Source organism: Pseudoxanthomonas suwonensis (genome assembly GCF_000972865.1).
Lineage (GTDB): Bacteria > Pseudomonadota > Gammaproteobacteria > Xanthomonadales > Xanthomonadaceae > Pseudoxanthomonas > Pseudoxanthomonas suwonensis_B.
In genome coordinates this window covers 1,473,948-1,498,315 of sequence record NZ_CP011144.1, presented here as the reverse complement: position 1 = coordinate 1,498,315, position 24,368 = coordinate 1,473,948, and the positions used below count along the sequence as shown (strand labels likewise).

The window sequence follows — 24,368 nt, the reverse complement described above, 5'->3', positions numbered from 1 at the left end:
GGCCGCGCGCGGGCATTCCCGGCCGCTATGCGGCGGACTTGTGCCGGTCCGACAGGGAGCGGCGCCAGGCGGCGGGAGGCACCCCGTACTCGCGCCGGAATGCGCGGCTGAAAGAGGTATCGTTCTGGTAACCGACCTCTTCGGCGATGTTCGTCAGCGAGGCCGTAGTGCGCCGCAGCATGTTGGCGGCGATGAGCATCCGCCACTGCGTCAGATAGAGCATGGGCGAGATGCCCATGATCTTCTGGAACCTGTCGGCCAGAACCGTGCGCGACGATCCGATCGATCTCGCGAGTTCTTCCAGCGTCCAGTCGCGCGACGGATTGCCATGCAGCGCGTTCAGGGCCTTGCCGACCGTCCTGTCGGAAAGTCCGGCAAGCCACCCGATGCGGCCAGCGCCGGTGCACGCGTACTGGCGCAGTATCTCGATGAAAAGGACCTCGGCCAGTCGCGACATCACGCTGCTGCCTCCCGCGCGTGGCGATCTCGCTTCCGACAAGGCATAGCTGATCGACGATTCGAGCCAGGTGCCCGCGGGCGTCGTCCGCATGTCCAGCCGGACCGCGGGCGGCAGGCCGCTGAGAAGCAGCCGCGCCAGGCCGGCATCGCACGCCAGGTAGCCGCAGACCAGCCTCGTGCGCGGCCCGCCGCCGCCGTACGACAGCCGGCACGGCTTGTGCGCGAGGAGGCGCGACAGGTTGGAGCTCTTGGCCGGGCAGATCCCGGCCGCCGAAGCCATGCGATGCGCGTCGCCCTTGGGGAAGATGACCACTTCCCCTTCCTTCGCGACGAAGGGCTCCTGCCCTGCCATCTCGACGACGCACTCGCCCTCCGTGATGAGGTGGAAGATGATCACGTTCTCGGCCTTCGGTTCCAGGAACGGGGCCGCGACGCTGGCGCATGGGGACTGGTAGCACCACGGCGCCGTGAACCGGCCACTGACGAAGAACGTGCCCGATATCTGCACGGATTTCAGGATCTCGTCTAGAGCGTCCATAGTCGAACCGGGATCAGTCGATGGAGGTATCCACCATGACGGTGCATGGCGGCGGCTGGCGCAGGGCTGCCTGCATGGGTGAGCGCTCCAGGCCGAGGTGCACGAGGGCGTGCAGGTCCTGCTGCGGAACGCCGTCGGCCCTGATCTCGACTTCGATCCGCAGCTCCTGCGGGCCCGGGAAGACGGCAACGGCGGAAGCATCGTCCATGCCCAGCAGCCCGCGCGTATCCGACTTGCTGCATACCCTCACCTGGATCGAGGAGAGGACGATCCCCTTCTCGCATGCGCTCATCACGATCGACGTCAATGCGCACGAGGCGATGCCCGCCCGGAACAGCCAGCCGGGGGGTGCGCCGGCGCCCCCGCCGCCGAGCTCATGCGGCATGTCGGTCTCGACATGCGCGCGCTCCGGGAGGGACGCGGTCGACTTCAGACCTCCGGACCAGACGGCCGTCGCGGTGGTGTCTTCCGCGAATGCGATGTCCGGCCTGCGCTGGAACACCTTCCTTGCCCGCGACATTACGCTGGCGATGTGATCGATTCCGCTCATCCGCTGATTCTCCAGTCCGACCAGGCAAGTCGCGGATTCTCTACGAAGTTCACAGGTTGCGGGTGCCGTGCGTCAACGTCGGGACGCCCGGCAAGGAATTCCGGACAGTCTGCCATGAATCGGAACGGCGCCCGGGCGCCGCGGACGGGCGGGCAGCAATCCCGGACGGCGCGGCAGGATTGTTCCGGTTCGCGTCCGGAAGATGTGCCGACCACATCGCCGGAGCCCGTCTTTCATGAATGCTGTGCCGCCCATCCCTTCCCAGATCGATCTCGAGGCCCTGAAATCGAAGCAGCGGCTCGCCTGGTCGAGTGGCAACTATGCCGTCGTGGGAACCACGCTCCAGATCGTCGGGGAGACGCTTGCGGAGGCTTGCGACCTGCGCTGGGACGAGAGGGTGCTCGACGTGGCGGCAGGCAACGGCAATGCGACGCTGGCAGCCGCCCGGCGCGGCTGCAAGGTGACCTCCACGGACTACGTGTCGGCCCTGCTTGATATGGGCGCGCAGCGCGCGTCCGCGGAAATGCTGGAGGTGCAGTTCACCGAGGCCGACGCCGAGAAGCTTCCCTTCGCCGACGGCAGTTTCGATGTGGTCATTTCCACGTTCGGCGTCATGTTCGCTCCGGATCATGCCCGGGCGGCATCCGAGATGATCCGGGTATGCCGTCCCGGCGGGCGGATCGCGATGGCCAACTGGACGCCGGATGGATTCATCGGCCGGATGTTCCAGGTGCTGGGGCGGCACCTGCCGCCTCCGCCGGGCGCGAACCCGCCCTCCGCGTGGGGATCGAAGGCCACGCTCGAGGTGCTGTTCGGGGAGGACGCGACGTCGATCGTGGCCACGCCGCGGATGTTCAAGTTCCGCTATCGCTCGGCGGAACATTTCATCGACGTGTTCCGCACCTGGTATGGGCCGGTGAAGAAGGCGTTCCAGGCGCTGTCGCCCGAGGGCGCGATGGAGCTCGAGGCGGATCTGCTGCGCGTCCTGAACCAGATGAATTGCAGTTCGAGCGGGGTCGGCCGTCGGGACTCGCTGGTCGTTCCCAGCGAGTACCTCGAAATCGTCATCACGCGCAAGTAATCGCAAAGCATGGATGCCGAAGTCCAACGCAGGATCCAGCGATACGGTTGGGACCGCGCGGCCGGGTCGTACGAGCCGTCGTGGCGGCACCAGCTGTCCCGCGCACACGCGGAGCTGCTCGAAATGGCGGCACCGGCCCCTGGCGAACGCGTCCTGGACGTGGCTTGCGGGACGGGCCTGATGACGTTCGCGGCCGCCGAGCGGGTAGCGCCCGGTGGCGGCGGCGTCATCGGCATCGACGTCTCCGGGAAGATGCTCGAGGAGGCGTGGTTGCAGGCCGTCGGGAGCGGCGTGGACAACGCGATTTTCCATCGAATGGACGGCGAATCACTGGCGATCCCGAGCGGGAGGATGGATCTCGCCATCTGCGCGCTCGGGCTGATGTACATGCCGGACCCCAGGCAATGCATGCACGAGATGCGACGCGTGCTCGGCGAAGAAGGAAGGGTCGCGATCGCGGTGTGGGGCGGGCGGCAGAACTGCGGCTGGTCGAGCGTGTTCCCGATCGTGGATGCCGAGGTCGCGAGCCAGGTGTGTCCGCTGTTCTTCAGCCTCGGCGAAAGCAGCGCGCTGGTGGCCCTGTGCGAGGAAACCGGCTTCGTGGTGCGCCAGGAAAGGCGCGTGTTCACCCACCTGGAGTACGCCGATCCGATGGACGCGTGCAACGCGGTGTTCGAGGGAGGCCCGGTGGCGCTGGCGTGGTCGCGTTTCGACTACGTGACCCGCAAGCGGCTGCGGCAGCAGTACCTGCGCGAGATCGAGCAATGGCGGGACGTGGACCGCTACCGGATCCCGGCCGAGTTCGCCCTGGTGGTGGCGGACAAGCGCGCGTAGCCGCGCCGGCGCGGGCCTGACCGGGCGACAAGACAAGAACAACGAGATTCCAGGACATCACGATGAAGCCAGCCCCGAGATCCACCGCCACCCTCAAGCCGCTCATGGCCGCCATCGCGATGGCGCTGTCGGCGCCCGCATGGGCCGGCGATACCTGCGAACCCGTGCTGGGCAGCATGGCGACGGGCGACGCCGCGTTCGCCTGCGGGCGCGCGGACGCTAGCGGAGATCACGCCGTAGCGCTCGGAATCGAAGCCCAGGCCTCTGGAGAAGGCGCGGTGGCAATGGGGATTGGCGCACGGGCGCGCGGAAACTTGAGTGTCGCCATCGGGTTGGCCGCGTTCGCTACTGAACAGGCCGAGCAGGCGGTCGTGCTGGGAAGGTGGGTCCACTCGTCTGCGCGAGACAGCGTCGTGGTGGGCCAGACATCCGAAGTGGCCCAAGGTGCCAGGGAGGCGACCACGCTTGGCTACGGAAACGGCATCAGCAGCGAGGCTGGAACGGCGATCGGCTTCGGCAACGTCATTGAGGTGGGCCGACATGCCACTGCCGCCGGCGGGAGCAATTATGTGGAGGGCGACATGGCCAGCGCCTTCGGCTACGCCAACGAGGCCTACGGCGCCGAATCGCTCGCGGCCGGCACACAAAATGAAGCCGAGGGCGACCATGCGGTCGTGGTGGGCGTGCGGAACTGGGTCACCAGCACGGATGGCGTCGCCGCCGGCGTGGGGAACGACGTCATCGGCGAAGCCGGCACGGCCGTAGGCTACGAAAACTGGGCCATGCAGGTTGCCGACGTCGCCCTCGGGTACTTGAACATCGCCGACGGCGGGCACGCGCTGGCGATCGGTGCGCACAGTTCGGCAGGCGGCGGCCAAAGCAGCTCCGTCGGCATCGCAAACAGGGTGGACGGCGCGCGGGCAGTGGCGGTCGGCCACCATAACGAGGCCGGCGCGGGCGGGGTCGCGCTCGGCCATAGCAACACCGCCGGGGGAACGGAGGATCTGGCGGTGGGGGTAAGCAACTGGGTCGTCCGCCTCGGGCAGGCGTCCGCTGGCAGCGTGGCGATGGGGCAAGGGAACACTGCCGAATCCGGAAGCAGCAATGTGTTCGGCTACTACAACTATGTGATGGAAGGTGCTGGTTCGAGCAACCTGTTTGGTCGCGTACTGAACGCAAACTCAGGGGCAAACCAGTTTGGCTCCCTGCTGGATTCCACTGCCGTTGGCGCCAATCGAGGAGATCTGAATTTCTTTGGCAGGCACATCAACGGTCCGAATTTCCAGCGGTTCCTGAGTGCATTTGGTGACAACATCAGATTTGCTGGCATTGGATATGGTGGATCACAATCCAGCACGCATTCCGTTGTTGCAGGCACCAGCATATTAGTCGGGACAAGCAACATTGGTGCCGTTGCAATCGCAAGCGGTTCGATTGATGCGGTCAGCAATGATGCCTATGGAATCCGACCCAATGCATCCTACGCCACGCTGATCGGGCACGACGGTCGGGTGCTGGAAGGCGGCTTTGCTTCGATCGGCATCGGCCACCAGGTGGTCGCCGGCATTGCCGGGGCGATCGCGGTCGGCGCGCAGGCCCGGGCGAACGCCGGCAGTTCGGTCGCGCTGGGCGCCGGGTCGGTCGCGGACGAGGCGGCCACGGTCGCCGTCGGCCAGCGCCGGATCGTGGGCATCGCCGACGCGACGGCGACGAGCGATGCGATCAATTACCGGCAACTGGCGCTCGCCGTGCAGGGCGCCAGCGCGGAACTGCCCTACCTGGCCGCCGACGGACTGGGGGACGGCAGCGACAACGCACGCGTGTCCGGCACCGGCAGCGTCGCCCTCGGCGCGAACTCGGTGGCCGATCGCGACCAGGTGGTCTCGGTCGGCGCGGCGGGCATGGCGCGCCAGGTGGCGCACGTGCGGGCCGGCGTCGAGGATACGGACGCCATCAACCTGGGCCAGGCGCTGTTCGTCGGCGCCGTCGGCGCCAGCTGGCTGGGCGGGGGCGCCGTGTACCAGACGGTCCCCCCGGTCGCGCCGCAGTACCGGATCGCCGGCAACACCTATTCCACGGTCGGCGGCGCGCTGGCCGCGGTGGACAACGCCATGCGCGGGATTGCCATCAGCGAGCAGGACGTGCGCACCCTGGCCGCCGAAGGCGACGCGCAGGCGCTCGCGGCCGCGCGCGCGCAGGCGGACGGACGCGATGCGCAGACGCTGCAGGCCGCCGGCGCCGCCGCCGACGCGGGCGATGCGCAGGCGCTGCAGGCGGCGCGGGACCATGCCGATGCCGGCGATGCGCAGGTACGCCAGGCGGCCGCGGGCCATGCCGACGCCGGCGACGCGCAGGCGCTGCAGGACGCGAACGCCCATGCCGATGCGGGCGATGCCCGTATCCTGCAGGAAGCGCGCGACTACACCGACGCCCGGGTCGCCACCCTCGACATCCGCGACGAGGTGGGCGAGGTCTCCGGCGACTACACCGACGCCCGCGAGGCGCAGGTGCGCGCGGACATGGCCGATGCCGACGCCCAGACCCTGGCCGCGGCGAACGGCTACACCGGCCAGCGCGAGGCGCAGGTGCGCGCCGACATGGACGCGGGCGATGCGGCCACCCTGGCCTCCGCCCACACCTACGCCGATACCCGCGAGGCCGCGGTGCGCACGGCCATGGACGCCGGCGACGCCAAGGCGCTGGCCGATGCGCGGACCCACGCCGACGCCGGCGACGCGGCCACGCTGGCGTCGGCCAACGGCTACGCCCGCGACGCCATCGAGACGCTCACCGGCATCGACGTCGACGCCTTCAACACCCGGCTCGGCGCGCTGGAGTTCGGCATGGACGCGCTGGACGAGCGCATGCAGTACCAGGACCGCCGGATCGCGAGGATGGGCGCCATGAACAGCGCCATGATCGGCATGGCGTCCGGTGCGGCGGCGGTGAAGGGGCACTACCGCACCCGCATCGCCCTGGGCACCGGCTTCGCCGGCGGGGAACGGGCGATCGCGGTCGGCGTGCAGATGTTCTTCGGCAGGCGCTGGGTGGTGACCTACGGCGGCTCCTGGAGCGGGACCGAGGAATCGATCTCGCTCGCCATCTCCACCGGCTTCTGACCCATGCATCCGCAGCGAAGTCCCGGCCGCGTCCGTGCCGCCGGGGAAGAACGAACACACGAGAACACGAGAGGAATCCAGATGAAGCGTGAGCATGCCCAACACATCCCGAGGCTTCGTGCCCTCGTCGTCGCGCTGGGGATCGCGATCTCCGCGCCCGCCGTCGCCGGCGACGTCTGCGACCCCGGCCTGGGCAGCACGGCGAACGGCGACGAGGCCTTCGCCTGCGGCCGCGGCAACACCGCGGACGGACAGGAGTCGGTCGCGATCGGGACCGACAATGCGGCCTCCGGGCTGGTGGCGGTCGCGATCGGCCATTCGAACACCGCCTCGGCCGAATCGGTGGCGATGGGCCTGGCCAACCTTGCGCTGTCGTCGTCGGTCGCGATCGGCGCATTGAACCAGGCGCTGGGCTGGGAAAGCGTGGCCGTGGGCCGCGGCAACGACGCCCTGGAGACGGCCGCGTCGGCCATGGGCGTCTACAACCTGGCCGAGGGCGTCGCGAGCAGCGCCGTCGGCTACCAGAACGGCGCCATCGGCCACGGCAGCTCGGCGTTCGGCAACCAGAACTACGCCGGAGGAGAGAACGCGAGCGCCTTCGGCTACGGCAACATGGCGAGTGCGAACCAGTCCGTGGCGATCGGCTATGCCTCCGTCGCCTCGGCCGATCAGGCCATGGCGGTGGGCTGGAACAACCGGGCCCAGGCGCTCTGGGCGCTGGCATTGGGCGTGTCGAACATCGCCGATGGCACGGAGTCGACGGCCGTCGGCGTCGACAACGATACCTCCGGCCAGGGCAGCACCGCCGTCGGCCACGGCAACCGCAGCATCGGCCAGGAGGCCACCGCGGTAGGCAGCGGAAATGTCGCGACCGGGCGCCAGGCGACTTCGGTGGGCTACGGCAACAGGATCGTGGGGCAGGAGTCGACAGCTGTCGGTTTCGAGAACACCGTCACCCAGGCCTCGGCCTCGGCATTCGGATACAGGAACCAGGTGGCTGCAACCTACGGCGTCGCGGTCGGCCACCTGAACGAAGTCGCCGGCGCCGACAACAATGCCTTCGGGCGGAGCAACCAGTTGTTCGCCGGCGCGAGGTACAGCAATGCCTTCGGCTCAGAGAACACGGTCGGATCTGGGAATAGCAATGCCTTCGGCTCCGGCAATGTGGTCTGGGGCGAAAACGCCAACGCCTACGGGTCGTCGAACAATGTGTCGGCGGAACTGGGGAACGCTTTCGGTCATATGAACGTCGTGGCCGGTTTCCGAGGCAATGCCTTCGGCGCGAACAACTTCATCGAAAACGGCGCCGAGCTGGCCAATGCGTTCGGCCACTACTCCAGGATCTCCACCGGCGCGACCGGCTCCATCGCGTTCGGCAGCGGCACCGACGCCGCGACCGGCGCGCGGGTGGGCGCGAACTCGCAGTACGCGGTGGCCCTCGGCTTCGACGCGGCGGTGGCCGCGTCCGCCAGCGGCGCCATCGCGATCGGCTACCAGTCGCGCGCCAGCGCCAACGGCGCCATCGCCCTGGGGCAGGATGCGGTGGCCAGCGCCGCCAATTCGGTGGCCCTCGGCGCGAACACCATCGCCAACCAGGCGAACACGGTCGCGGTCGGCGGTCGCCGCATCACCGGCGTGGTCGCCGGCACGGGGGCGACCGACGCGGTGAACCTTCAGCAGCTGCAGACCGCCATCGCGGCGGTCGAGGCGGGAGAGACGCCCTACTTCGTCGCCGATGGCGCCGACGACGGCAGCGACGACGCGGTGGTGACCGGCAACAACAGCGTGGCCATCGGCGCCAACTCGGTCGCCAACCGGGACGACGTGGTGTCGATCGGCTCGGCGGGCAACGCACGCCAGCTGGTGAACGTGGCTGCCGGCACGGAACTGACCGACGCCGTGAACGTGGGCCAGCTCAACCTGCTGGGCGCCGGCCTCGCCGGCTGGCTGGGCGGCGGCGCCGGGTACGCCAACGGCGCCTTCACCGAGCCGAACTACGTGATCCAGGGCGCCAGCTACGACAACGTGGGCGATGCCCTGAAGGCGGTGGACGACAGGCTGACGGCGCTGGAAGGCCAGGGCGGCGGCAATGGCGGCGTCACCGAGCAGCAGGTGCGCGACATCGCGGCGGAAGGCGATGCGCAGATCCTGGCGGACGCGCAGGACTATGCCGATGCCGGCGACGCGCGGACGCTGCAGGACGCCCAGGACTACGCCGACGCCGGCGACGCCGCCACGCTGCAGGAAGCGCGCGCCTACGCCGACGCCGGCGACGCGCAGACGCTGCAGGACGCACGCAGTTATGCCGATGCCGGCGACGCGCAGACGCTGCAGGATGCGCGCAGCCACGCCGATGCCGGCGACGCGCAGACCCTGCAGGCCGCCAACAGCTACACCGACCAGCGCATCGCGGCCGCGGCGGGCGATGCGGTCCAGGTCGCGAACGGCTACACCGACACCCGCGAGGCGGCGATCCGCACGGACATGGCGGCCGGCGACGCGCAGACGCTGGCGGACGCCAATGCGTACACCGACACCCGCGAGGCCGCGATCCGCACCGACATGGCCGCGGGCGACGCGCAGACCCTGGTCGCCGCGAACACCTACACCGACACCCGCGAGGCGGCGATCCGCACCGACATGGCCGTGGGCGACGCGCAGACGCTGGCGGCCGCCAGGGACTATGCCGACGCCGGCGATGCCGCCACGTTGACCGCGGCCAATGCCTATACCAACGACGCTATCCACGACCTGACGGGCGTCGACGGGGATTCCTTCCGCGGCCGCCTGACGGCGCTCGAGGACAGCTTCGAGCGGGTGGACCGTCGCCTGCACCGCCAGGACCGCCGGATCTCCCAGCACGGCGCGATGGGCAGCGCGATGATCGGCATGGCTGCCAGCGCCGCGGCCGTGCAGGGCGAGTACCGCACCCGGATCGGTGCCGGCGTCGGCTTCAGCGGCGGCGAGCAGGCGCTTTCGGTCGGCGTGGTGCATTCGTTCAGCCCGCGCGTCGCGGCCACCCTTGCGGGCGCTTTCAGCGGCAACGAGCGGTCCGGCGCGGCGGGCGTGGGCATCGGCCTCTAGGTTGGACCAGCGAGTCCGGCATTTTTCCGGCCGGCCTCGGCGTACGAGTCAAACCACGTCTCCCCTCGTGGACTCCGCGCCGAAGCCGGTCTCTTGACTGACATTTCAACCAGGGAATCGATCAATGAAGCATTGTGGGATGGCGGTGCGCCGCGCCGTGATGGCCGGCACCATCGGCCTGATCCTCGCCTCGCCGGCATGGGCCGGCGACGTCTGCGAACCGGGACTCGGCAGTGTGGCGGCAGGCACGGGTGCGGTCGCCTGCGGCAAGGACAACCTCGCCGGGGGAACGAACGCGGTCGCGTTCGGCAAAGAGAACGTGGCGGACGAGGTACTCAGCAGCGCGTTCGGCCTGAGGAACGGCGCCAGAGCCCTGAACGCCAGCGCGTTCGGCAACAGGAACGAGGCGGTTGGCACGGAGAGCTCGGCCTTCGGTTACATGAATTCCGCCAACGGATGGGGAAGCAACGCCTTCGGGCGGTTCAACGTTGCCGTCGGCGAACACAGTGCTGCCTTCGGCGTGGACAACGCGGTCTATGGCAGTTCGAGCACGGCCATGGGCATCTCGAACCTTGTGAACAGCGCGCAATCCGCCGCGTACGGCGTCGGCGCGAGTATTCTTCAGGGGGCGGACTACAGCATCGCCCTGGGCGCTGCCGATGGCATGGACGGCCGTACCTTGATCCAGGAAGGCTCAAGTCGATCGCTCGCAGTGGGACATGGCTCGCTCGTGTCGGAGAACAGTCCCAACTCGATCGCGCTCGGCTCCAATGCCCGGGCGCGGGCAGCCAACGCGACCGCGATCGGCGATCGCGCCAGTGCGTTGGGCTACAGCGTGGCCATCGGAACCGAGGCGATGACCGGCGGACGGGCCGTGGCCATCGGTACTTCCGCGCGGGCGGTCGGTGGAGAAAGCATCGCGCTCGGCGCCGATGCGTTCGCGCAGGGAGGAGGCAGCGTGGCGATCGGCCAGGGCGCGAACACCGGCATCGGCGCGTCCCGTTCCGTCGCGATCGGCCTCGGCTCCTACACGGACCGCGCCGATGTCGTATCGATCGGATCGGCCATCCGCGCGCGCCAGCTGGTGAACCTCGCCGCCGGCACCGAGCTCACCGATGCGGTCAACGTGGCCCAGCTCAACCAGCTGGGCGCGGGCATCGCCGGCTGGCTGGGCGGCGGCGCCGTCTACATCAACGGCGCCTTCACCGCGCCGAACTACGTGATCCAGGGCGCGAGCTACAACAACGTGGGCGCCGCGCTGGCGGCCGTGGACAGCAAGCTCACGGACCTGGATGGCCAGACCGGGGGGGGCGGCGGCAGCGGTGGCGGTGGCGGGGTGAGCGAGCAGAAAGTCCGCGATATCGCCGCGGAAGGCGATGCGCAGACGCTGTCGAGCGCCCGCGACCATGCCGACGCGGGCGATGCGCAGACGCTGTCCGCCGCCCGCAACTATGCCGATGCGGGCGACGCGCAGACGCTCCAGGCCGCCAACAACTACACCGACCAGCGCATCGCCACAGTGGTGGGCGGCGCGGTGGAGATCGCGCACGACTACACCGACGCCCGCGAGGCGGCGATCCGTACGGACATGGAGGCCGGAGACGCCAAGACCCTGGCGGAAGCCAAGACCTACGCCGATGCCGGCGATGCCGCCACGCTGACTGCGGCAAATTCCTACACCAACAATGCCATCGAAGCCTTGACCGGGGTCGACTTCGACTCGTTCAAGGGGCGCCTGGATGCGCTGGAAGACCGCTTCTGGGGCCTGGATGAGCGCATGAACCAGCAGGATCGCCGGATCTCGCGCCAGGGTGCCATGGGCGCCGCGATGCTCAACATGGCGATCAATGCCGCGGGAACGCAGAGTCCGCGTGGCCGGGTTGCCGTTGGTGCCGGCTTCCAGGGCGGAGAGCGCGCGCTTTCGATCGGGTACGGGAAGCGGGTCGGGAAGTCATCGTCCTTCTCGCTCGGCGGTGCGTTCAGTGGCAACGAGCGTTCCGCGGGCATGGGCTTCGGCGTCGACCTGTAGCCGGGGCCGTTCCGGCATCCGAAGGGCACCCGGACGGCACGCAGGCCGTGCGTCCGGGTGCGAACGACCACCCACCAACACACCGGAAGGAAACATGCTCGTGAACACCGGAAAATTCATGCTCGTGGCGCTCGTGGCGCTCGCGGCCGCGGCACTCGGCATGCATGCCCAATCGGTCGAGGCGTGCGAGCTGGAGCCCGGGCAATCCCGCGAGGATTCCAGGAGCCTGGGGCAGGGCGAAAACGGGCCGACCGCCCTCGACGCGGCGGTCAACCGCCGGATCAGGAAGGCGAACCTGTCGCTGCGCGAAGCGGCTCATGTCCGCGGCGAAGCCGGGAAGCCTTCCGGCGCCGGACAGCGGCGCGAAGAGGGCGGGCTGGATCCCCTGGCGGGTGTGGTGAACGACATCGCCAGGTCGAAGACCGCCCGCCTGCGCACCAGCACCGTGTATCGCGGCGAATGCGCGCGGAGCGCGACCGGCGCGGCAGGCACGGGAGAGACGTGCGGCCGTCCATAGGATCCAGCCGGTTCCCCGGTGCAATCGGCAGGCCCCCATGACGTTCTCGCTCGTGCCTTGCGATCGGAATGGTGTTCCGGTCCGGACGGTCCCGGACATGCCGGAGGCGCTTGTCGCCGGCTGCCAGGCGACCGCTGATCTCTACCGCCGCGTCGGATTCCATCCGCCCTGGACCGGTTACGTGGCGGCGGTCGGTGGCCGGGGCGTGGGCGGCGGCGCGTTCGTCGGCCCCCCTGAAGGCGGTCATGTCGAGATCGCGTACTTCACCCTCGATCACGAGCGGCGCAAGGGATACGCGTTCCAGACGGCATCATCGCTTGTCGCGCTGGCCCGCGCCCACGCTCCAGGAATCGGCATCAGGGCGTTCACGCTCATGGAAGAGAATCCATCCACGAAGATTCTCCGGGCCCTCGGATTCTCGATCGCGGGAACCGCATGGGACGACGATGCAGGTGAGGTCTGGGAGTGGCGGGGCTGACATTCTGTTCGAAGCAAGCGCCTCGAGGCTACCCGCGGACATGACTCCCATTCCGTCGCAGCCCGCAATGCGGCAGCACTCGGTGAGTCGTGCCGGGCGTTCCGGAATTGCCAGGGCCGTCGCTGCCATTGTCCATAAAACGCGCAGGACTACGCGTGATGCCACAGCGGCACCGTACGTCCCGCCAGGCGATCCGTACGAACGGCCAGCTGGCATGCCTCGTATCGGAGGCAATGTTTTCCGGACGTTTCGACAGGATTCCGTTCCCGCACCACTGGAACATGTGCGGCGTCGTTTCGGATGTGTCCGCAGGGGACGGCAACGCGACGCTTTGCTGCCGCCAGACGCGGCTGCCAGGTGACATCGACGGGAGCCCCCGGATGGCCGCTTGAGCCCGCATGTCGGGAAGAAAAATGGCTTCCTTCCGGTCCCCGGACGGTTTGCCAGGGCGGCTTTGTCCACCTCTACAACCCATCAGCCGCATGGCGAAAGTCTGGAGCCCATAGCAGATGTCCCGCAAGGCAGTATCCGTTGCCATTTCGATCTCACTCCTCGTGCCCCCCGCGGCGGTGTCCCAGGATGTGCGACCGCAAGGTGCGCACGCCAACGGCGTGTTGCCGCTCAGCTACGCCGGCAGCGATGCGCGCATCGGCTTGGGTATCGACCAGGATGGCGACCTGCAGGGTGAGGCGCGTGGCGTATTCGGATTCGATGGCCAGCGCGCGTTCGTGATGGAGGGTTGGATGGGAGCGGGAAGCGCAGGTGGCGGTGCGCTCGGCTACCACTGGCTGGTCCGGAAACCAGGAGAGCAGGGGAGCGTACTCAAGGCGCTTCTCGCTGCAGACCAGAACGCGTTCGGTGACCGGAAGGGCACGCTCGGGTTCGGCATCGAAAGACGGAATGGCGAGTTCGGCATCACGTACTCGCGTGCACTCACCCATGAGCGCCTGCTTGATCGCGACCTGGACATCGGAAGCGAGACTGTGACCGGGACACGGGATGGCCGCCCTTACCGGCAACTCGTCGTTACCACCACCTTGACCGAGTTGTTCGAGCATCCCTACGAGCATGGCATCGGTTTGCGCGGCAGCAGCTTCTACGACCAAAGCATGGTCAGGCTGCGCGCCGGGCTGGACTACGAGTATGGCAAGGCAATGCTGGCCAATGGCAAGGCGAGCCAGTTCACGTCATCGGTCGGGGTGGAGAAGCATTTCGCGGCGACGGGACACAGCTTCGCAATGGAGCTTTCGCATGCGCGCAAGGACGGTCCGTTCGACAGTGATGGTGATGATGCCCGGGCCACGGTTTTCTGGCGATACGAGTTCGGCCGGCCATTCCGCGCCTACGCGGTTTCCGCGCCTGCCGAGGCAGCGGGAAGCCATGTGGCGGGATCGCGGCAGACGCTGGTGCGGAACGAAGTGGAACTGTCGGGGCAGGCGCTGTTTGCGCTCGATCGCTCGGAACTGACCGAAGCGGCGAAAGCCGACCTCCGGTTCCTGGTCGGGAAACTGAAGACGTCGCTGACCGGCGTCGTCGAGATCATCGGGCACACCTGCGACCTGGCCACGGTCGAATACAACCAGTCGTTGTCCGAGGCGCGTGCGGCGGCATTGCGGAACTGGCTGGTCGCCGAAGGAATCCCGGGAGACGTGTTGGTCGCAAGCGGCCGCGGCGAACTGTCGCCGCTGGTCCCCAACGAATCCGAAGCCAATCGCGCGCGGAACCGGCGCGTCGAACTGAGGTTCACCACGATCGAGGAGTCGGTGCTGGATGTACCGGTGGAAACGGTCGTGCAGGCTCCCGTCGCGTCGCCGGTCGACGACGCGTGGGTCGAGCGTGCGCTGCGCAACCTGCCTGCGCACAAGCGCACCGTCGACACGTATCGTGTCGAGCGCGTCCTGACGACGACCATCCCCGGCCCCATCGAGTTCATCAACCAGGTGCCGGTCGCCGCCGATGACACCGCCGGCGTGGTGCAGGACACGGCGATCGACATCGACGTGCTGGCCAACGACGGCGACCCGGACGGCGACGCGCTGACGATCGCGAGCGTGGGTGCGCCGCTCCATGGCACCGCGGCCATCGTCAACGGACGGGTGCGCTACACGCCGGCGCCAGGCTACATCGGCAGCGACAGCTTCACCTACGTCGTCGACGACGGCAACGGCGGCACCGATACGGCCACGGTCACGGTCACGGTCAGCATCAATGGCCCGGACACGCCCAACCAGGCGCCGGTCGCCGCCGACGACACCGCCGGCATGGTGCAGGACACGACGATCGACATCGACGTGCTGGCCAACGACGGCGACCCGGACGGCGACGCGCTGACGATCGCGAGCGTCGGTACGCCGCTCCATGGCACCGCGGCCATCGTCAACGGGCAGGTGCGCTACACGCCGACGCCAGGCTACATCGGCAGCGACAGCTTCACCTACGTCGTTGACGACGGAAACGGCGGCACCGATACGGCAACGGTCACGGTCACGGTCAGCATCAATGGCCCGGACACGCCCAACCAGGCGCCGGTCGCCGCCGACGACACCGCCAGCATGGTGCACGACACGACGATCGACATCGACGTGCTGGCCAACGACAGCGACCCGGACGGCGACGCGCTGACGATCGCGAGCGTGGGTACGCCGCTCCATGGCACCGCGGCCATCGTCAACGGGCAGGTGCGCTACACGCCGGCGCCAGGCTACATCGGCAGCGACAGCTTCACCTACGTCGTCAACGACGGCAACGGCGGCACCGATACGGCCATGGTCACGGTCAGCATCAATGGCCCGGACACGCCCAACCAGGCGCCGGTTGCCGCCGACGACACCGCCAGCATGGTGCAGGACACGACGATCGACATCGACGTGCTGGCCAACGACAGCGACCCGGACGGCGACGCGCTGACGATCGCGAGCGTCGGTTCGGCGCTCCATGGCACCGCGGCCATCGTCAACGGGCAGGTGCGCTACACGCCGGCGCCGGGCTACATCGGCAGCGACAGCTTCTCCTACACTGTCGACGACGGGAACGGCGGCACCGATACGGCCATGGTCACGGTCAGCGTCAACGGATCCGATACGTCGAACCAGGATCCGGTCGCCGCCGATGACACCGCCAGCATGGTGCAGGACACGGCGATCGACATCGACGTGCTGGCCAACGACAGCGACCCGGACGGCGACGCGCTGACGATCGCGAGCGTCGGCACGCCGCTCCATGGCACCGCGGCCATCGTCAACGGACAGGTGCGCTACACGCCGGCGCCGGGCTACATCGGCAGCGACAGCTTCTCCTACACCGTCGACGACGGGAACGGCGGCACCGATACGGCCACGGTAACGGTCAGCGTCAACGGTTCCGATACATCGAACCAGGATCCGGTCGCGGCAGATGACACGGCGGAAACGAGCGGTGCCAATCCTGTCGACATTCCCGTTCTTGCGAACGACATGGATCCCGATGGCGACACGATCAACGTGGTCGGTTTCAGCAACCCATCGGTCGGAACGCTCGACTTCCTGGGGGCAGGAGTGTTCCGGTTCTTTCCTGGTGATACCGGCTTCGTGGGCATCTCGACATTCACGTACACGATCGAGGACGGAAAGGGAGGGCAGGACGTCGGGACAGTGACCGTGACTGTCCATCCGGGCCCCATCAACTGACGGAAGGGTCCATGCAGTGCGGGCGCCGCGTCCTGGCGCGGCGGCTGGCTCACGACAAGGCGAACGCCAGGACGCCGTACGTGATCGCATTGGTGAGCGCGTGCAGCCACCAGCTCGGCAGGATGGAACCGTTGCCCAGCCGCTCGTTGAGGTAGCCGTTGACCCAGCCTCCCAGCGCCGCGAACAGGACCACGCCTGCAGCGACGGCGACCGAGAACTCCTGGCCGATGAAAACCAGCAGGTGAACCAGGCCGAACAGCAGGGCCTGCAGCAGATTGCCGCTCACGAATCCAAGCCGGTGGATCAGCCGCTTCGCCAGGAATCCCCGGAACAGGATTTCCTCGGAAAGCGAAGTCTGGACAAACGCCTTGCAGACCAGCAGGGCGACGGCTGCGCCGGACAGGCCGTGCGCCTTCAGCCCGCCGATGACCGTGTTCGGCCCGGAGACGACGTCGCGTGCGCCCGGCAGGAAGTAGAGGAGCGACAGCACAGGCAGCACGAACGCCAGGGCGAACAGCGTCGCATGCAGCATCGTGCGCCGCCGCGGCTTGCGCAAGCCGACGTAATCGAGGAAGCCCTTGGCGCGCCGGTACCTGGCGAGGTAGTAGAAGAACGGAATCGCAGTGAACACCAATACCTGCAGTACCGCTGAAAGGGTTGCATTGACCAGTAGCACGCCTGTCACTCCTGTGGTGTGGTTATCGGTACTTGACGGAGCGGCCCGACGCCTGGCCGGTTCGCGTCTCCCTGGGTGGGCCGGCATATCCACCGTCGCCGATGAGGTTCCGCCGCCAGGCCGCAGGCGGCATTCCGTACTCGCGGCGGAAAGCCCGGATGAAAGACGTGTCCGTCTGGTATCCGACTTCCTCGGCGATGTTCGCGAGCGGCGCGCTGCTGCGGCTGAGCAGGTTCGCCGCCATGGCCAGGCGCCACTGCGTGAGGTACTGCATCGGAGACGTCCCGACCAGGTGCTGGAAGCGTTCGGCCAGCACGGACCGGGAGGTGCCGGCCACGCGCGCAAGCTCCTCCAGGGTCCAGTCGTTCGCGGGACGTTCGTGGAGGGCGTTCAATGCGCGGCCCACGACCCGGTCGGCCAGCCCGGCCAGCCATCCCTGGCGGCTTTCGTTCTGGTGCGTGTGCTGGCGCAACACCTCGATGAACAGGACCTCGGCCAGCCTGGACAGCAGGCTCGCGCCTCCCGGGACGGGCGAGCGCGCCTCGGCCAATGCGTGGCGCACCGATGACTCGAGCCATTCGCCTGCTTTCCAGTCGCGCACATTCACGCTGATCACCGGCGGCAATCCGTTCAGCAGCAGCTGGGCGAGTCGCAGGTCGCAAGCCATGTATCCGCACACGATACGCGTCGCCCGTCCACCACCGCCGTGCATCAACCGGGCTGGTCGGCGCGAGAGCAGCTTCTTCAGGTTGGCGCTTCGCGCCGGCGGCAGACCCGGTTCCGACGCCATCCGGTGCTCCTGGCCGTGGGGGAATATCACCACGTCGCCGGCGCGCGCGCGCAGCGGCGGCATGCAGTCCATCTCGACAAGGCACTCGCCCTCGGTCACCAGGTGGAATATCACGACGCGCTCGGCACCCGGCTCGAGCCAGGGCGCCGATATCGCCGCGCATGGGGATTGATAGCACCAGGGGGCCGTGAAACGGGCATGCACGAAAAAGGCGCCGCTGAGATGCACCACCCGCAGGATCTCGGAAAGCGCGTCCATCGTCAGCCTGCCGCCTCGCAGCAGCGTCCGCTCGTCGCCTGAATCAAGCCGTGCCGCGAAGCGGTGCCGGCTTGATGAATTGTCAGGTGTCGCGGCATGGGTAGAATTCCGCCCGGCGTATCAGCATTTCTTCCGCAACAAGTGCCGATTTTCCGCCCATCAGGCGTAGATTTCCCGCGGTACGATCGAACTCCTCAATCTTCCGATTTTGACTGAGCTTGAAAATGCATTTCAAATCGGAAACAACAATGTCAAAACACTCGATCAGAGGTAGTAGCGCGTCGATGTATTCAGATGGAAGGCTGGAAAACTTGTGGTCCGGACTGGTTTCAAAACGGTTTTTCAGTTCTTCAAGATGTTTCACCAGCACATCGCAATCTCGACTCTGTGCAATGCCCCGGACATGAACTGCCTGGTAATTCCAGGTGCCTCCAAACCGAGGCGTTAGCTGCCAGCTGCCAAGGACGGGTGCATCCGGCCCAAGAAAGGAAACGAAGACATGGGGGCGGTGCTTCAGCGCCTCCCAATGATCCGTTTCCCGCATCATGTGCCCTCGAAAGATAATTTTCTCACCCCACTGTTCGACAAGCAGCGGCACGTGGGTCGCCACATATTCACCACTCGAATCCGTGGCGACAAGTGTCGCGAACGGATGCTTTTCCACAAAAGCCCGAATTTCATCGAGCTCTTCCACGATGAACTTTTTGTCTGGGTACATGCGATCTCTACCTGTGCTTTGATGCAGGAGCAAGTTGGACGAATGCTTATGAAACTTGGGGAATGAGGCCTGACGCATGATCTCCGTCCACGGGGCAGGATTGTGTACGCGCCGACGCGCCAGTCCAACGGGTCGGTCGCGGCTCCGGACGATGAGCATGGATTTCCGGATGAATTGGCATATTTCGGGGGGCGGTCCGACAGCGCCGGACGCGGTGCAAGTTTCGCGAGACGGATCGACAGGATCGGCGGGCATTGCGTACCAGATCATGCCACCTCCCTTCCAGCGCAGAGGTCCACATGAACCTCATTTCCCAAGCGGCGCCACCGGCGCCCATCGATCTGGTCTCCCTCAAGCGGCGTCAGCAGGCCGCCTGGTCGAGTGGCAACTACGCTGTCGTCGGCACCACCTTGCAGATCGTCGGCGAAACGCTGGCCGAGACCTGTCGCCTGCGCTGGGGCGAGAAAGTGCTCGACGTGGCCGCCGGCAACGGCAACGCCACCCTCGCCGCGGCGCGGCGCGGATGCGAGGTCACCTCGACCGACTACGTTCCCGAGCTTCTGGAACTGGGAAGAAGGCGGGCCGAGGCGGAATTGTTGAGCGTTGATTTCCAGGTGGCCGACGCCGAGGCGCTGCCGTTCGAGGACGCGAGTTTCGACACGGTCCTGTCCACGTTCGGTGTCATGTTCGCCCCCGACCACCCGCGCGCCGCCGCCGAGATGTTGCGGGTCTGCCGCCCCGGCGGGTGCATCGCCCTGGCCAACTGGACGCCATCCAGCCTGATCGGCGAGTTGTTCAGGTCCCTCGGCAGGCATCTGCCACCGCCCGCCGGAAGTCAGTCTCCCTTGCTATGGGGAACGCAGGACCACATCCAGGCGCTGTTCGGCAATCAGGCGTCCGACATTTCGTTCATGCCGAGAACCTTCCATTTCCGCTACAGCTCGGCTGAGCACTTCGTCAGGGTCTTCCGTACCTGGTACGGCCCGGTGAAGAAGGCGTTCGAGGCACTCTCCGCGAAGCAGGCGACGCTGCTGGAAGAGGACCTGGTCTACATGCTCAACATGATGAGCTGTGGCATCGAATACGGCGCGCGCAATGAAAGCCTTGTCGCTCCGAGCGACTACCTGGACATCGTGATCACCCGAAAGTAGGCATGGACGCGAGACTGCAACGGCGTGTCCAGCGCTACGGCTGGGACCTGGCCGCCCACCTGTACGACCCGCTGTGGCGGGCCCAGCTTTCGGCGGCGCACGAGTGCCTGCTGGACCTGGCAATGCCACTCGACGGGGAGATCGCGCTGGATGTGGCCTGCGGCACCGGGCTGGTCGCCTTCAGGGTGGCCACGATCGTCGGCGATGAAGGCCAGGTGATCGGCATCGACATCTCCGAGCGGATGATCGAGACCGCACAGCAGCGTGCCAGCGACCGGAAGCGGGACAACGTCAGGTTCCTGCGCATGGACGCCGAGCAGCTCGCCTGGCCCGACGCCTGCTTCGACCTGGTGGTCTGCGCCTTCGGTCTGATGTACATGCCGAATCCCGAACAGGCCCTGCGCGAGATCCACCGCGTGCTGCGGCCCGGCGGCCGCGTGGCCTTCGCCGTCTGGGGCGAGCACTCGCGCTGCGGCTGGTCCGCGCTGTTCCCGATCATCGACGCCGAAGTCGCCAGCGAGGTCTGCCCGCTGTTCTTCCGGCTGGGCGAGAACGACACGCTGCCCGGGCTCTGTGCGTCGGTGGGTTTCACCGGCCTGGGCCAGCAGCGCCTGGACACCGTCCTGGAGTACGCGAACGCCGAGCAGGCATGCGATGCCGCCTTCATGGGCGGACCGGTCGCCATGGCCTGGTGCCGGTTCAGCGCCGCCACCCGCAACAGGGTCCGCGCGGTCTACCTCCGCACCATCGAGCAATGGCGCGTCGGTGACGGCTACCGGATTCCCTGCGAATTCGTCGTCGTGGCCGCCTCCAGGCCGGCGGACGAACCCGTCGCGACCGCACCCGAGCGCGCACGGCTCCTGCGATTCCTTGCCCGGCGAGTGGCCGGGCCGTGGTAGCCCCCGCCTCATTCCATCCCCGCTCCCCCGCACCGCATCCATCCCAAAGAATCCGCAGCACATGATCCGCAAAGCGTTGTCCGTCGCCATTTCCATTTCACTGATCCTGCCGCTGGCTGCGAACGCGCAGGCGCCTTCGCCGCAGGAGGCGTACGACGGGCGCGTGCTTCCGCTGGCCTATGGCGGCAGCCATGGACGCATCGGCATCGCCATCGACCAGGATGGCGACGTGCAGGGCGAAGCACGCGGCGTGCTCGGATTCGATGGCAAGCGGGCATCGGTGGTCGAAGGCTGGCTGGGCGCGGGCGGCGCGGGCGGTCTGGCGTTCGGCTTCCACTGGCTGCAGGGCGAGCGCGTACCGGAGGCCAGCGTGGTCAAGCTGCTGCTGGCCGCGGACCAGAATCGTTCCAGCGACCGCAAGGCGACGCTGGGCGTCGGCGTCGAGCGCCGCGGGGGCGAGTTCAACCTGAACTACTCGCGTGCGCTCACCGGCAGGCGACTGGCCGGCAGCAGCCTGGACAGCGACAGCGTGGTGGTGGAGGGCATCCTCGACGGCCGCCCCTATCGGCGGCTCGTGACCACCGACGTGCTGACCGAGCTGTTCGAACGCCCCTACGAGCAGGGCCTCGGGGTGCGCTTCGGGCGGTACTACGAAGCCAGCCTGCTGCGGCTGCGCGGCGGGCTGGACTACGAGCGCGGCGGCGCGATGCTGGCCGGTGACCGGGCCGGCCAGTTCACGGCATCGGCAGGCATCGAGAAGCACTTCGCGGGAACCAGGCACAGCGTGGCGCTGGACGTGGCGCACGCGCGCAAGTATGGCCCGTTCGAGAACGATCGCGACGATACGCGCGCCATGGTGCGCTGGCGATTCGAGTTCGGCAGGATGTTCCGTGTGGCAGCCGCGCCGGCGGACGACATCTGGCTCGACCGCGCCTTGCGCAACCTGCCTGCGCACAAACGCGCCGTGGACACCTACCGCGTGGAGCGGACCACGCAGACCGTCACCGAGGGCCCGATCGAGTACCTCAACGGGTCGCCGGTGGCGATGGACGACGAGGTTGCCACGCCGCTGAACACTCCGATCGTCATCGACGTGCTGGCCAACGACAGCGATCCGAACGGCGACGTGCTTTCCGTCTCCGTCAACTACGACACCGGATACGGCACGCTGGTCCAGCAGCAGCCCAAAGGCGGCGTGTTCACGTACACGCCGGATCCCGGCTACGAAGGCGTCGATTTCTTCATCTACACCGTCACCGACGGCAAGGGCGGCTCCGCGACCGCCTCGGTGAAGATCAACGTTTCGGCCGCGCCGTGATGCGCTTTCCGGAAGCGGAAGCGGAAGCGGGCCCGGCGGGGCCGATGCTTCCGCCCCGGACCCCCAGAGAAAACAATCAGCCCGGTAATCAGGTCATGCTCAAGAAGTTCATCGGATGCCTGCTTGGAGAAGCAGGGTCCGAGTCACCCCCTCCCTATGGCCAGCTGTCCGTGGGCGGCTTTTACGTCATGCCCGGGATAGACATCGAAACGTCGTACGTGCCGCTGAAGATCCTGAAGCTGGACGAAGACACGGTGTACGTCCGCATCTTCTACTGGATCTATCGCAGCCTGCCTTCCGATATCGACGAGCTCACCCTGTACCTGACCAGTGCGGACGCCTGCGAGGAAGTCCTGCCCAACATGGGATGCCTGCGCGTGCCGATCCGGATGTTCGCTACCTGGGAAGCCCGTTTCGTACAACAGTCGTCGGCCTTTCCCTGGGAGCTGGAGGGATGCGAGACGTGGGTGACGGCCAACTATCCTTTCTTCCCGCACGTCGCGTGAACCGGGTTCGACGACGATTGGCACAGCCGGAGTTCCTCGCGCGGTGGATCCTGGCGACGTGGCTCGGCTGGCTCCTCGGACTGGTCCTGATCATGCCGCTTGCCATCGCCGGCGAGTGGATCGGCACCGGCGGGGCGCAGGGACCGGTGGGTGTCGGCATGGGCATCGGCGTCGGCCTGATGCAGGCCCGGGCGATGCGCGGCCTGGGCGGAGGCGCGGACCAGTGGTTCTGGGTCACCTGCATCGGGTTGGCGCTGCCGTTCGTCGCCAACGACTTGGCGGGAGTTGCGAGCGTCGAGCTGCCTTATTCGCTGCTCGCGTCGGTGGCCGCGGGCGGTGCCCTCGCGGGCGGGATGCAGGCTCTTGTCCTCCGGCATCGCGTGCGCCGCACGTGGTGGTGGGTCGCAGGAAGCACCGTCGGCTGGTCCCTGGCGGCGAGTGGCGCGAAGGCTGCGGATCTGCTGCAGCGGCAAACCGGACTGCGGGGCGCGCTCGGCGCGCTCGCGTATCTGGGCGTCGTCGCCGCTGGAGGGCTGGTGCTCGGGTTGGTGACGGGCGCGATCCTGCGGTCGCTTTCACGATGCCCCTCGTTGCCGCAGTCGCCGCGTCGTCCGGATTCCGCAGGTTGCCAGGCGCGGTAGCGGCACAGGCCGCGCCTTTTACCGCGGCGCGTGGCCCGGGCCGCGGGCGCCGGGCGATAATGCCGCCATGTCACCGCCCTTACGTTCGCCGCTGGCCGCCGCCGGGTGGATGCTCGCCGCCGTCGCCAGCTTCTCCGTGATGGACGCGGGCATGAAGCTGCTCGCCGCGCACTACCCACCGCTGCAGGTGACCATGCTGCGCGGCGCCGCCTCGTTGCCGTTCGTGCTGGCCTGGGTGCTGGCCACCGCCGGGCCGCGCTCGATCGTGCCGGTGCGCTGGGGCCTGCACCTGCTGCGCGGCGTGCTGGGCATGGCGATGATCGGCTGCTTCGTGTTCGCGCTGAAGCGGATGCCGCTGTCCACCGCCTACTCGATCTACTTCGTCGCGCCACTGCTGGTGGCGGCGCTGTCGGTGCCACTGCTGGGGGAGAAGGTGGGGCCGCGGCGCTGGACTGCGATCGGCATCGGTCTGGCCGGGGTGATCGTGGTGCTGCGGCCGGGCGTGGACGGGATCGTGTCGTTCCCCGGGCTGATGGTGCTGCTGGCGGCCACCGCCTATGCGATCGCCGCGGTGACGGTGAGCCTGCTGACCCGCACCGACACGCCGCAGTCGATGGTGGTCTGGTTCCTGGTGATCATGGCTACCGGCGCGGGCCTGGCGGCGATTCCCGGCTGGGTGCCGCTGCAGTGGGGGCACGCGGCACTGATCCTGGGCATGGGCCTGGCCGGCGCGCTGGGGCAGGTCGCGCTGACCAGCGCCTTCATGCGCGGCGACGCCTCGCTGATCGCGCCGCTCGAGTACACCGGGCTGGTGTGGGTGATCGCCTGGGACTGGCTGCTGTGGCGCACCCTGCCCGATGCGACCACCTGGATCGGCGCGGCGATCATCGTCGCCAGCGGCCTGTACCTGCTGCGCCGCGAGCGCAAGATCGGCGCGGAACGCGCGCCGCCGATCGACCAGCCCTGAGCCGCCGCTTCTCGTGCAGGAGCCGGGTTTGGCCGGCGACACGCCACCTCGGCACAGGCGACTGCCTCATGGTTCCGACGCCCGTGTCGC

The 24,368-nt window shown here is 67.8% G+C and carries 19 protein-coding genes; 14 read left to right on the top strand and 5 right to left on the bottom strand.

The window, feature by feature from the left end; genetic code table 11:
- Positions 1 to 25: 25 nt before the first annotated feature.
- Positions 26 to 997: an AraC family transcriptional regulator gene (locus WQ53_RS06305; RefSeq protein WP_052631281.1), complete on the bottom strand. Its 972-nt coding sequence runs from the start codon at positions 995 to 997 to the stop codon at positions 26 to 28.
- A gap of 13 nt (positions 998 to 1,010) precedes the next feature.
- Positions 1,011 to 1,547, bottom strand: a complete 537-nt coding sequence (locus WQ53_RS06300; protein ID WP_052631280.1) for an OsmC family protein — start codon at positions 1,545 to 1,547, stop codon at positions 1,011 to 1,013.
- 235 nt (positions 1,548 to 1,782) lie between these two features.
- Here WQ53_RS06300 and WQ53_RS06295 point away from each other — a divergent pair, with 235 nt between their 5' ends.
- The 8 genes from WQ53_RS06295 (at position 1,783) to WQ53_RS06255 (ending at position 16,354) form a co-directional block, all read left to right on the top strand.
- Positions 1,783 to 2,628, top strand: coding sequence for a class I SAM-dependent methyltransferase (locus WQ53_RS06295; protein ID WP_201774031.1), 846 nt, complete (start codon positions 1,783 to 1,785; stop codon positions 2,626 to 2,628).
- 9 nt (positions 2,629 to 2,637) lie between these two features.
- The gene (locus WQ53_RS06290; protein ID WP_052631279.1) at positions 2,638 to 3,462 is read left to right on the top strand and encodes a class I SAM-dependent methyltransferase; all 825 of its coding nucleotides are present in this window, start codon (positions 2,638 to 2,640) and stop codon (positions 3,460 to 3,462) included.
- 104 nt (positions 3,463 to 3,566) lie between these two features.
- Positions 3,567 to 6,581 carry a YadA-like family protein gene (locus WQ53_RS16255; protein WP_158497816.1) on the top strand — a complete coding sequence of 1,005 codons (3,015 nt, stop codon included), beginning with the start codon at positions 3,567 to 3,569 and terminating at the stop codon, positions 6,579 to 6,581.
- A gap of 3 nt (positions 6,582 to 6,584) precedes the next feature.
- Positions 6,585 to 9,665, top strand: a complete 3,081-nt coding sequence (locus WQ53_RS06280) for a YadA-like family protein (RefSeq protein WP_144409242.1) — start codon at positions 6,585 to 6,587, stop codon at positions 9,663 to 9,665.
- Between the two features lie 139 nt (positions 9,666 to 9,804).
- Positions 9,805 to 11,694, top strand: coding sequence for a YadA-like family protein (locus tag WQ53_RS06275; RefSeq protein ID WP_052631276.1), 1,890 nt, complete (start codon positions 9,805 to 9,807; stop codon positions 11,692 to 11,694).
- A 94-nt stretch (positions 11,695 to 11,788) separates the two neighbouring features.
- Complete coding sequence (locus WQ53_RS06270; protein ID WP_144409241.1) at positions 11,789 to 12,211, top strand: hypothetical protein; 423 nt, start codon at positions 11,789 to 11,791, stop codon at positions 12,209 to 12,211.
- Positions 12,212 to 12,248: 37 nt separating this feature from the next.
- Positions 12,249 to 12,689 (top strand): GNAT family N-acetyltransferase, encoded by a 441-nt coding sequence (locus tag WQ53_RS06265; protein ID WP_052631274.1) that lies wholly within the window; start codon positions 12,249 to 12,251, stop codon positions 12,687 to 12,689.
- A gap of 509 nt (positions 12,690 to 13,198) precedes the next feature.
- The gene (locus tag WQ53_RS06255; protein WP_082112886.1) at positions 13,199 to 16,354 is read left to right on the top strand and encodes an Ig-like domain-containing protein; all 3,156 of its coding nucleotides are present in this window, start codon (positions 13,199 to 13,201) and stop codon (positions 16,352 to 16,354) included.
- A gap of 49 nt (positions 16,355 to 16,403) precedes the next feature.
- On the opposite strand, the gene WQ53_RS06250 is transcribed toward WQ53_RS06255, so the two are convergent.
- The 3 genes from WQ53_RS06250 to WQ53_RS16250 all read right to left on the bottom strand — a co-directional run bounded on the left by WQ53_RS06250 (position 16,404) and on the right by WQ53_RS16250 (position 19,066).
- Positions 16,404 to 17,030 (bottom strand): CPBP family intramembrane glutamic endopeptidase, encoded by a 627-nt coding sequence (locus WQ53_RS06250; protein ID WP_158497815.1) that lies wholly within the window; start codon positions 17,028 to 17,030, stop codon positions 16,404 to 16,406.
- Positions 17,031 to 17,052: 22 nt separating this feature from the next.
- Positions 17,053 to 18,078 (bottom strand): AraC family transcriptional regulator, encoded by a 1,026-nt coding sequence (locus WQ53_RS06245; protein WP_082112884.1) that lies wholly within the window; start codon positions 18,076 to 18,078, stop codon positions 17,053 to 17,055.
- 82 nt (positions 18,079 to 18,160) lie between these two features.
- The gene (locus WQ53_RS16250; protein WP_082112883.1) at positions 18,161 to 19,066 is read right to left on the bottom strand and encodes an FMN-binding negative transcriptional regulator; all 906 of its coding nucleotides are present in this window, start codon (positions 19,064 to 19,066) and stop codon (positions 18,161 to 18,163) included.
- A 29-nt stretch (positions 19,067 to 19,095) separates the two neighbouring features.
- On the opposite strand from WQ53_RS16250, the gene WQ53_RS06240 reads away from it, so the two are divergent.
- From WQ53_RS06240 to WQ53_RS06215, 6 genes are all read left to right on the top strand, one after another.
- On the top strand, positions 19,096 to 19,947 hold the full coding sequence (locus WQ53_RS06240) for a class I SAM-dependent methyltransferase (protein WP_052631270.1): 852 nt from the start codon (positions 19,096 to 19,098) through the stop codon (positions 19,945 to 19,947).
- Positions 19,948 to 19,949: 2 nt separating this feature from the next.
- Positions 19,950 to 20,846, top strand: coding sequence for a class I SAM-dependent methyltransferase (locus WQ53_RS06235; protein ID WP_082112882.1), 897 nt, complete (start codon positions 19,950 to 19,952; stop codon positions 20,844 to 20,846).
- A 61-nt stretch (positions 20,847 to 20,907) separates the two neighbouring features.
- Complete coding sequence (locus WQ53_RS06230) at positions 20,908 to 22,164, top strand: Ig-like domain-containing protein (RefSeq protein WP_052631269.1); 1,257 nt, start codon at positions 20,908 to 20,910, stop codon at positions 22,162 to 22,164.
- A 95-nt stretch (positions 22,165 to 22,259) separates the two neighbouring features.
- Positions 22,260 to 22,670, top strand: a complete 411-nt coding sequence (locus WQ53_RS06225) for a hypothetical protein (protein ID WP_144409240.1) — start codon at positions 22,260 to 22,262, stop codon at positions 22,668 to 22,670.
- Positions 22,667 to 23,311, top strand: coding sequence for a hypothetical protein (locus tag WQ53_RS06220; protein ID WP_144409239.1), 645 nt, complete (start codon positions 22,667 to 22,669; stop codon positions 23,309 to 23,311). The genes WQ53_RS06225 and WQ53_RS06220 overlap by 4 nt, the downstream gene beginning before the upstream one ends.
- A 67-nt stretch (positions 23,312 to 23,378) precedes the next feature.
- Positions 23,379 to 24,278: a DMT family transporter gene (locus WQ53_RS06215; protein ID WP_052631266.1), complete on the top strand. Its 900-nt coding sequence runs from the start codon at positions 23,379 to 23,381 to the stop codon at positions 24,276 to 24,278.
- Positions 24,279 to 24,368 lie beyond the last annotated feature (90 nt).

Coding starts and splice junctions, on each gene's coding strand:
- WQ53_RS06305 (WP_052631281.1), bottom strand. CDS start 997: ATGGACGCTCTAGACGAGATCCTGAAATCCGTGCAGATATCGGGCACG.
- WQ53_RS06300 (WP_052631280.1), bottom strand. CDS start 1,547: ATGAGCGGAATCGATCACATCGCCAGCGTAATGTCGCGGGCAAGGAAG.
- WQ53_RS06295 (WP_201774031.1), top strand. CDS start 1,783: ATGAATGCTGTGCCGCCCATCCCTTCCCAGATCGATCTCGAGGCCCTG.
- WQ53_RS06290 (WP_052631279.1), top strand. CDS start 2,638: ATGGATGCCGAAGTCCAACGCAGGATCCAGCGATACGGTTGGGACCGC.
- WQ53_RS16255 (WP_158497816.1), top strand. CDS start 3,567: ATGGCCGCCATCGCGATGGCGCTGTCGGCGCCCGCATGGGCCGGCGAT.
- WQ53_RS06280 (WP_144409242.1), top strand. CDS start 6,585: ATGCATCCGCAGCGAAGTCCCGGCCGCGTCCGTGCCGCCGGGGAAGAA.
- WQ53_RS06275 (WP_052631276.1), top strand. CDS start 9,805: ATGGCGGTGCGCCGCGCCGTGATGGCCGGCACCATCGGCCTGATCCTC.
- WQ53_RS06270 (WP_144409241.1), top strand. CDS start 11,789: ATGCTCGTGAACACCGGAAAATTCATGCTCGTGGCGCTCGTGGCGCTC.
- WQ53_RS06265 (WP_052631274.1), top strand. CDS start 12,249: ATGACGTTCTCGCTCGTGCCTTGCGATCGGAATGGTGTTCCGGTCCGG.
- WQ53_RS06255 (WP_082112886.1), top strand. CDS start 13,199: ATGTCCCGCAAGGCAGTATCCGTTGCCATTTCGATCTCACTCCTCGTG.
- WQ53_RS06245 (WP_082112884.1), bottom strand. CDS start 18,078: ATGGACGCGCTTTCCGAGATCCTGCGGGTGGTGCATCTCAGCGGCGCC.
- WQ53_RS16250 (WP_082112883.1), bottom strand. CDS start 19,066: ATGATCTGGTACGCAATGCCCGCCGATCCTGTCGATCCGTCTCGCGAA.
- WQ53_RS06240 (WP_052631270.1), top strand. CDS start 19,096: ATGAACCTCATTTCCCAAGCGGCGCCACCGGCGCCCATCGATCTGGTC.
- WQ53_RS06235 (WP_082112882.1), top strand. CDS start 19,950: ATGGACGCGAGACTGCAACGGCGTGTCCAGCGCTACGGCTGGGACCTG.
- WQ53_RS06230 (WP_052631269.1), top strand. CDS start 20,908: ATGATCCGCAAAGCGTTGTCCGTCGCCATTTCCATTTCACTGATCCTG.
- WQ53_RS06225 (WP_144409240.1), top strand. CDS start 22,260: ATGCTCAAGAAGTTCATCGGATGCCTGCTTGGAGAAGCAGGGTCCGAG.
- WQ53_RS06215 (WP_052631266.1), top strand. CDS start 23,379: ATGTCACCGCCCTTACGTTCGCCGCTGGCCGCCGCCGGGTGGATGCTC.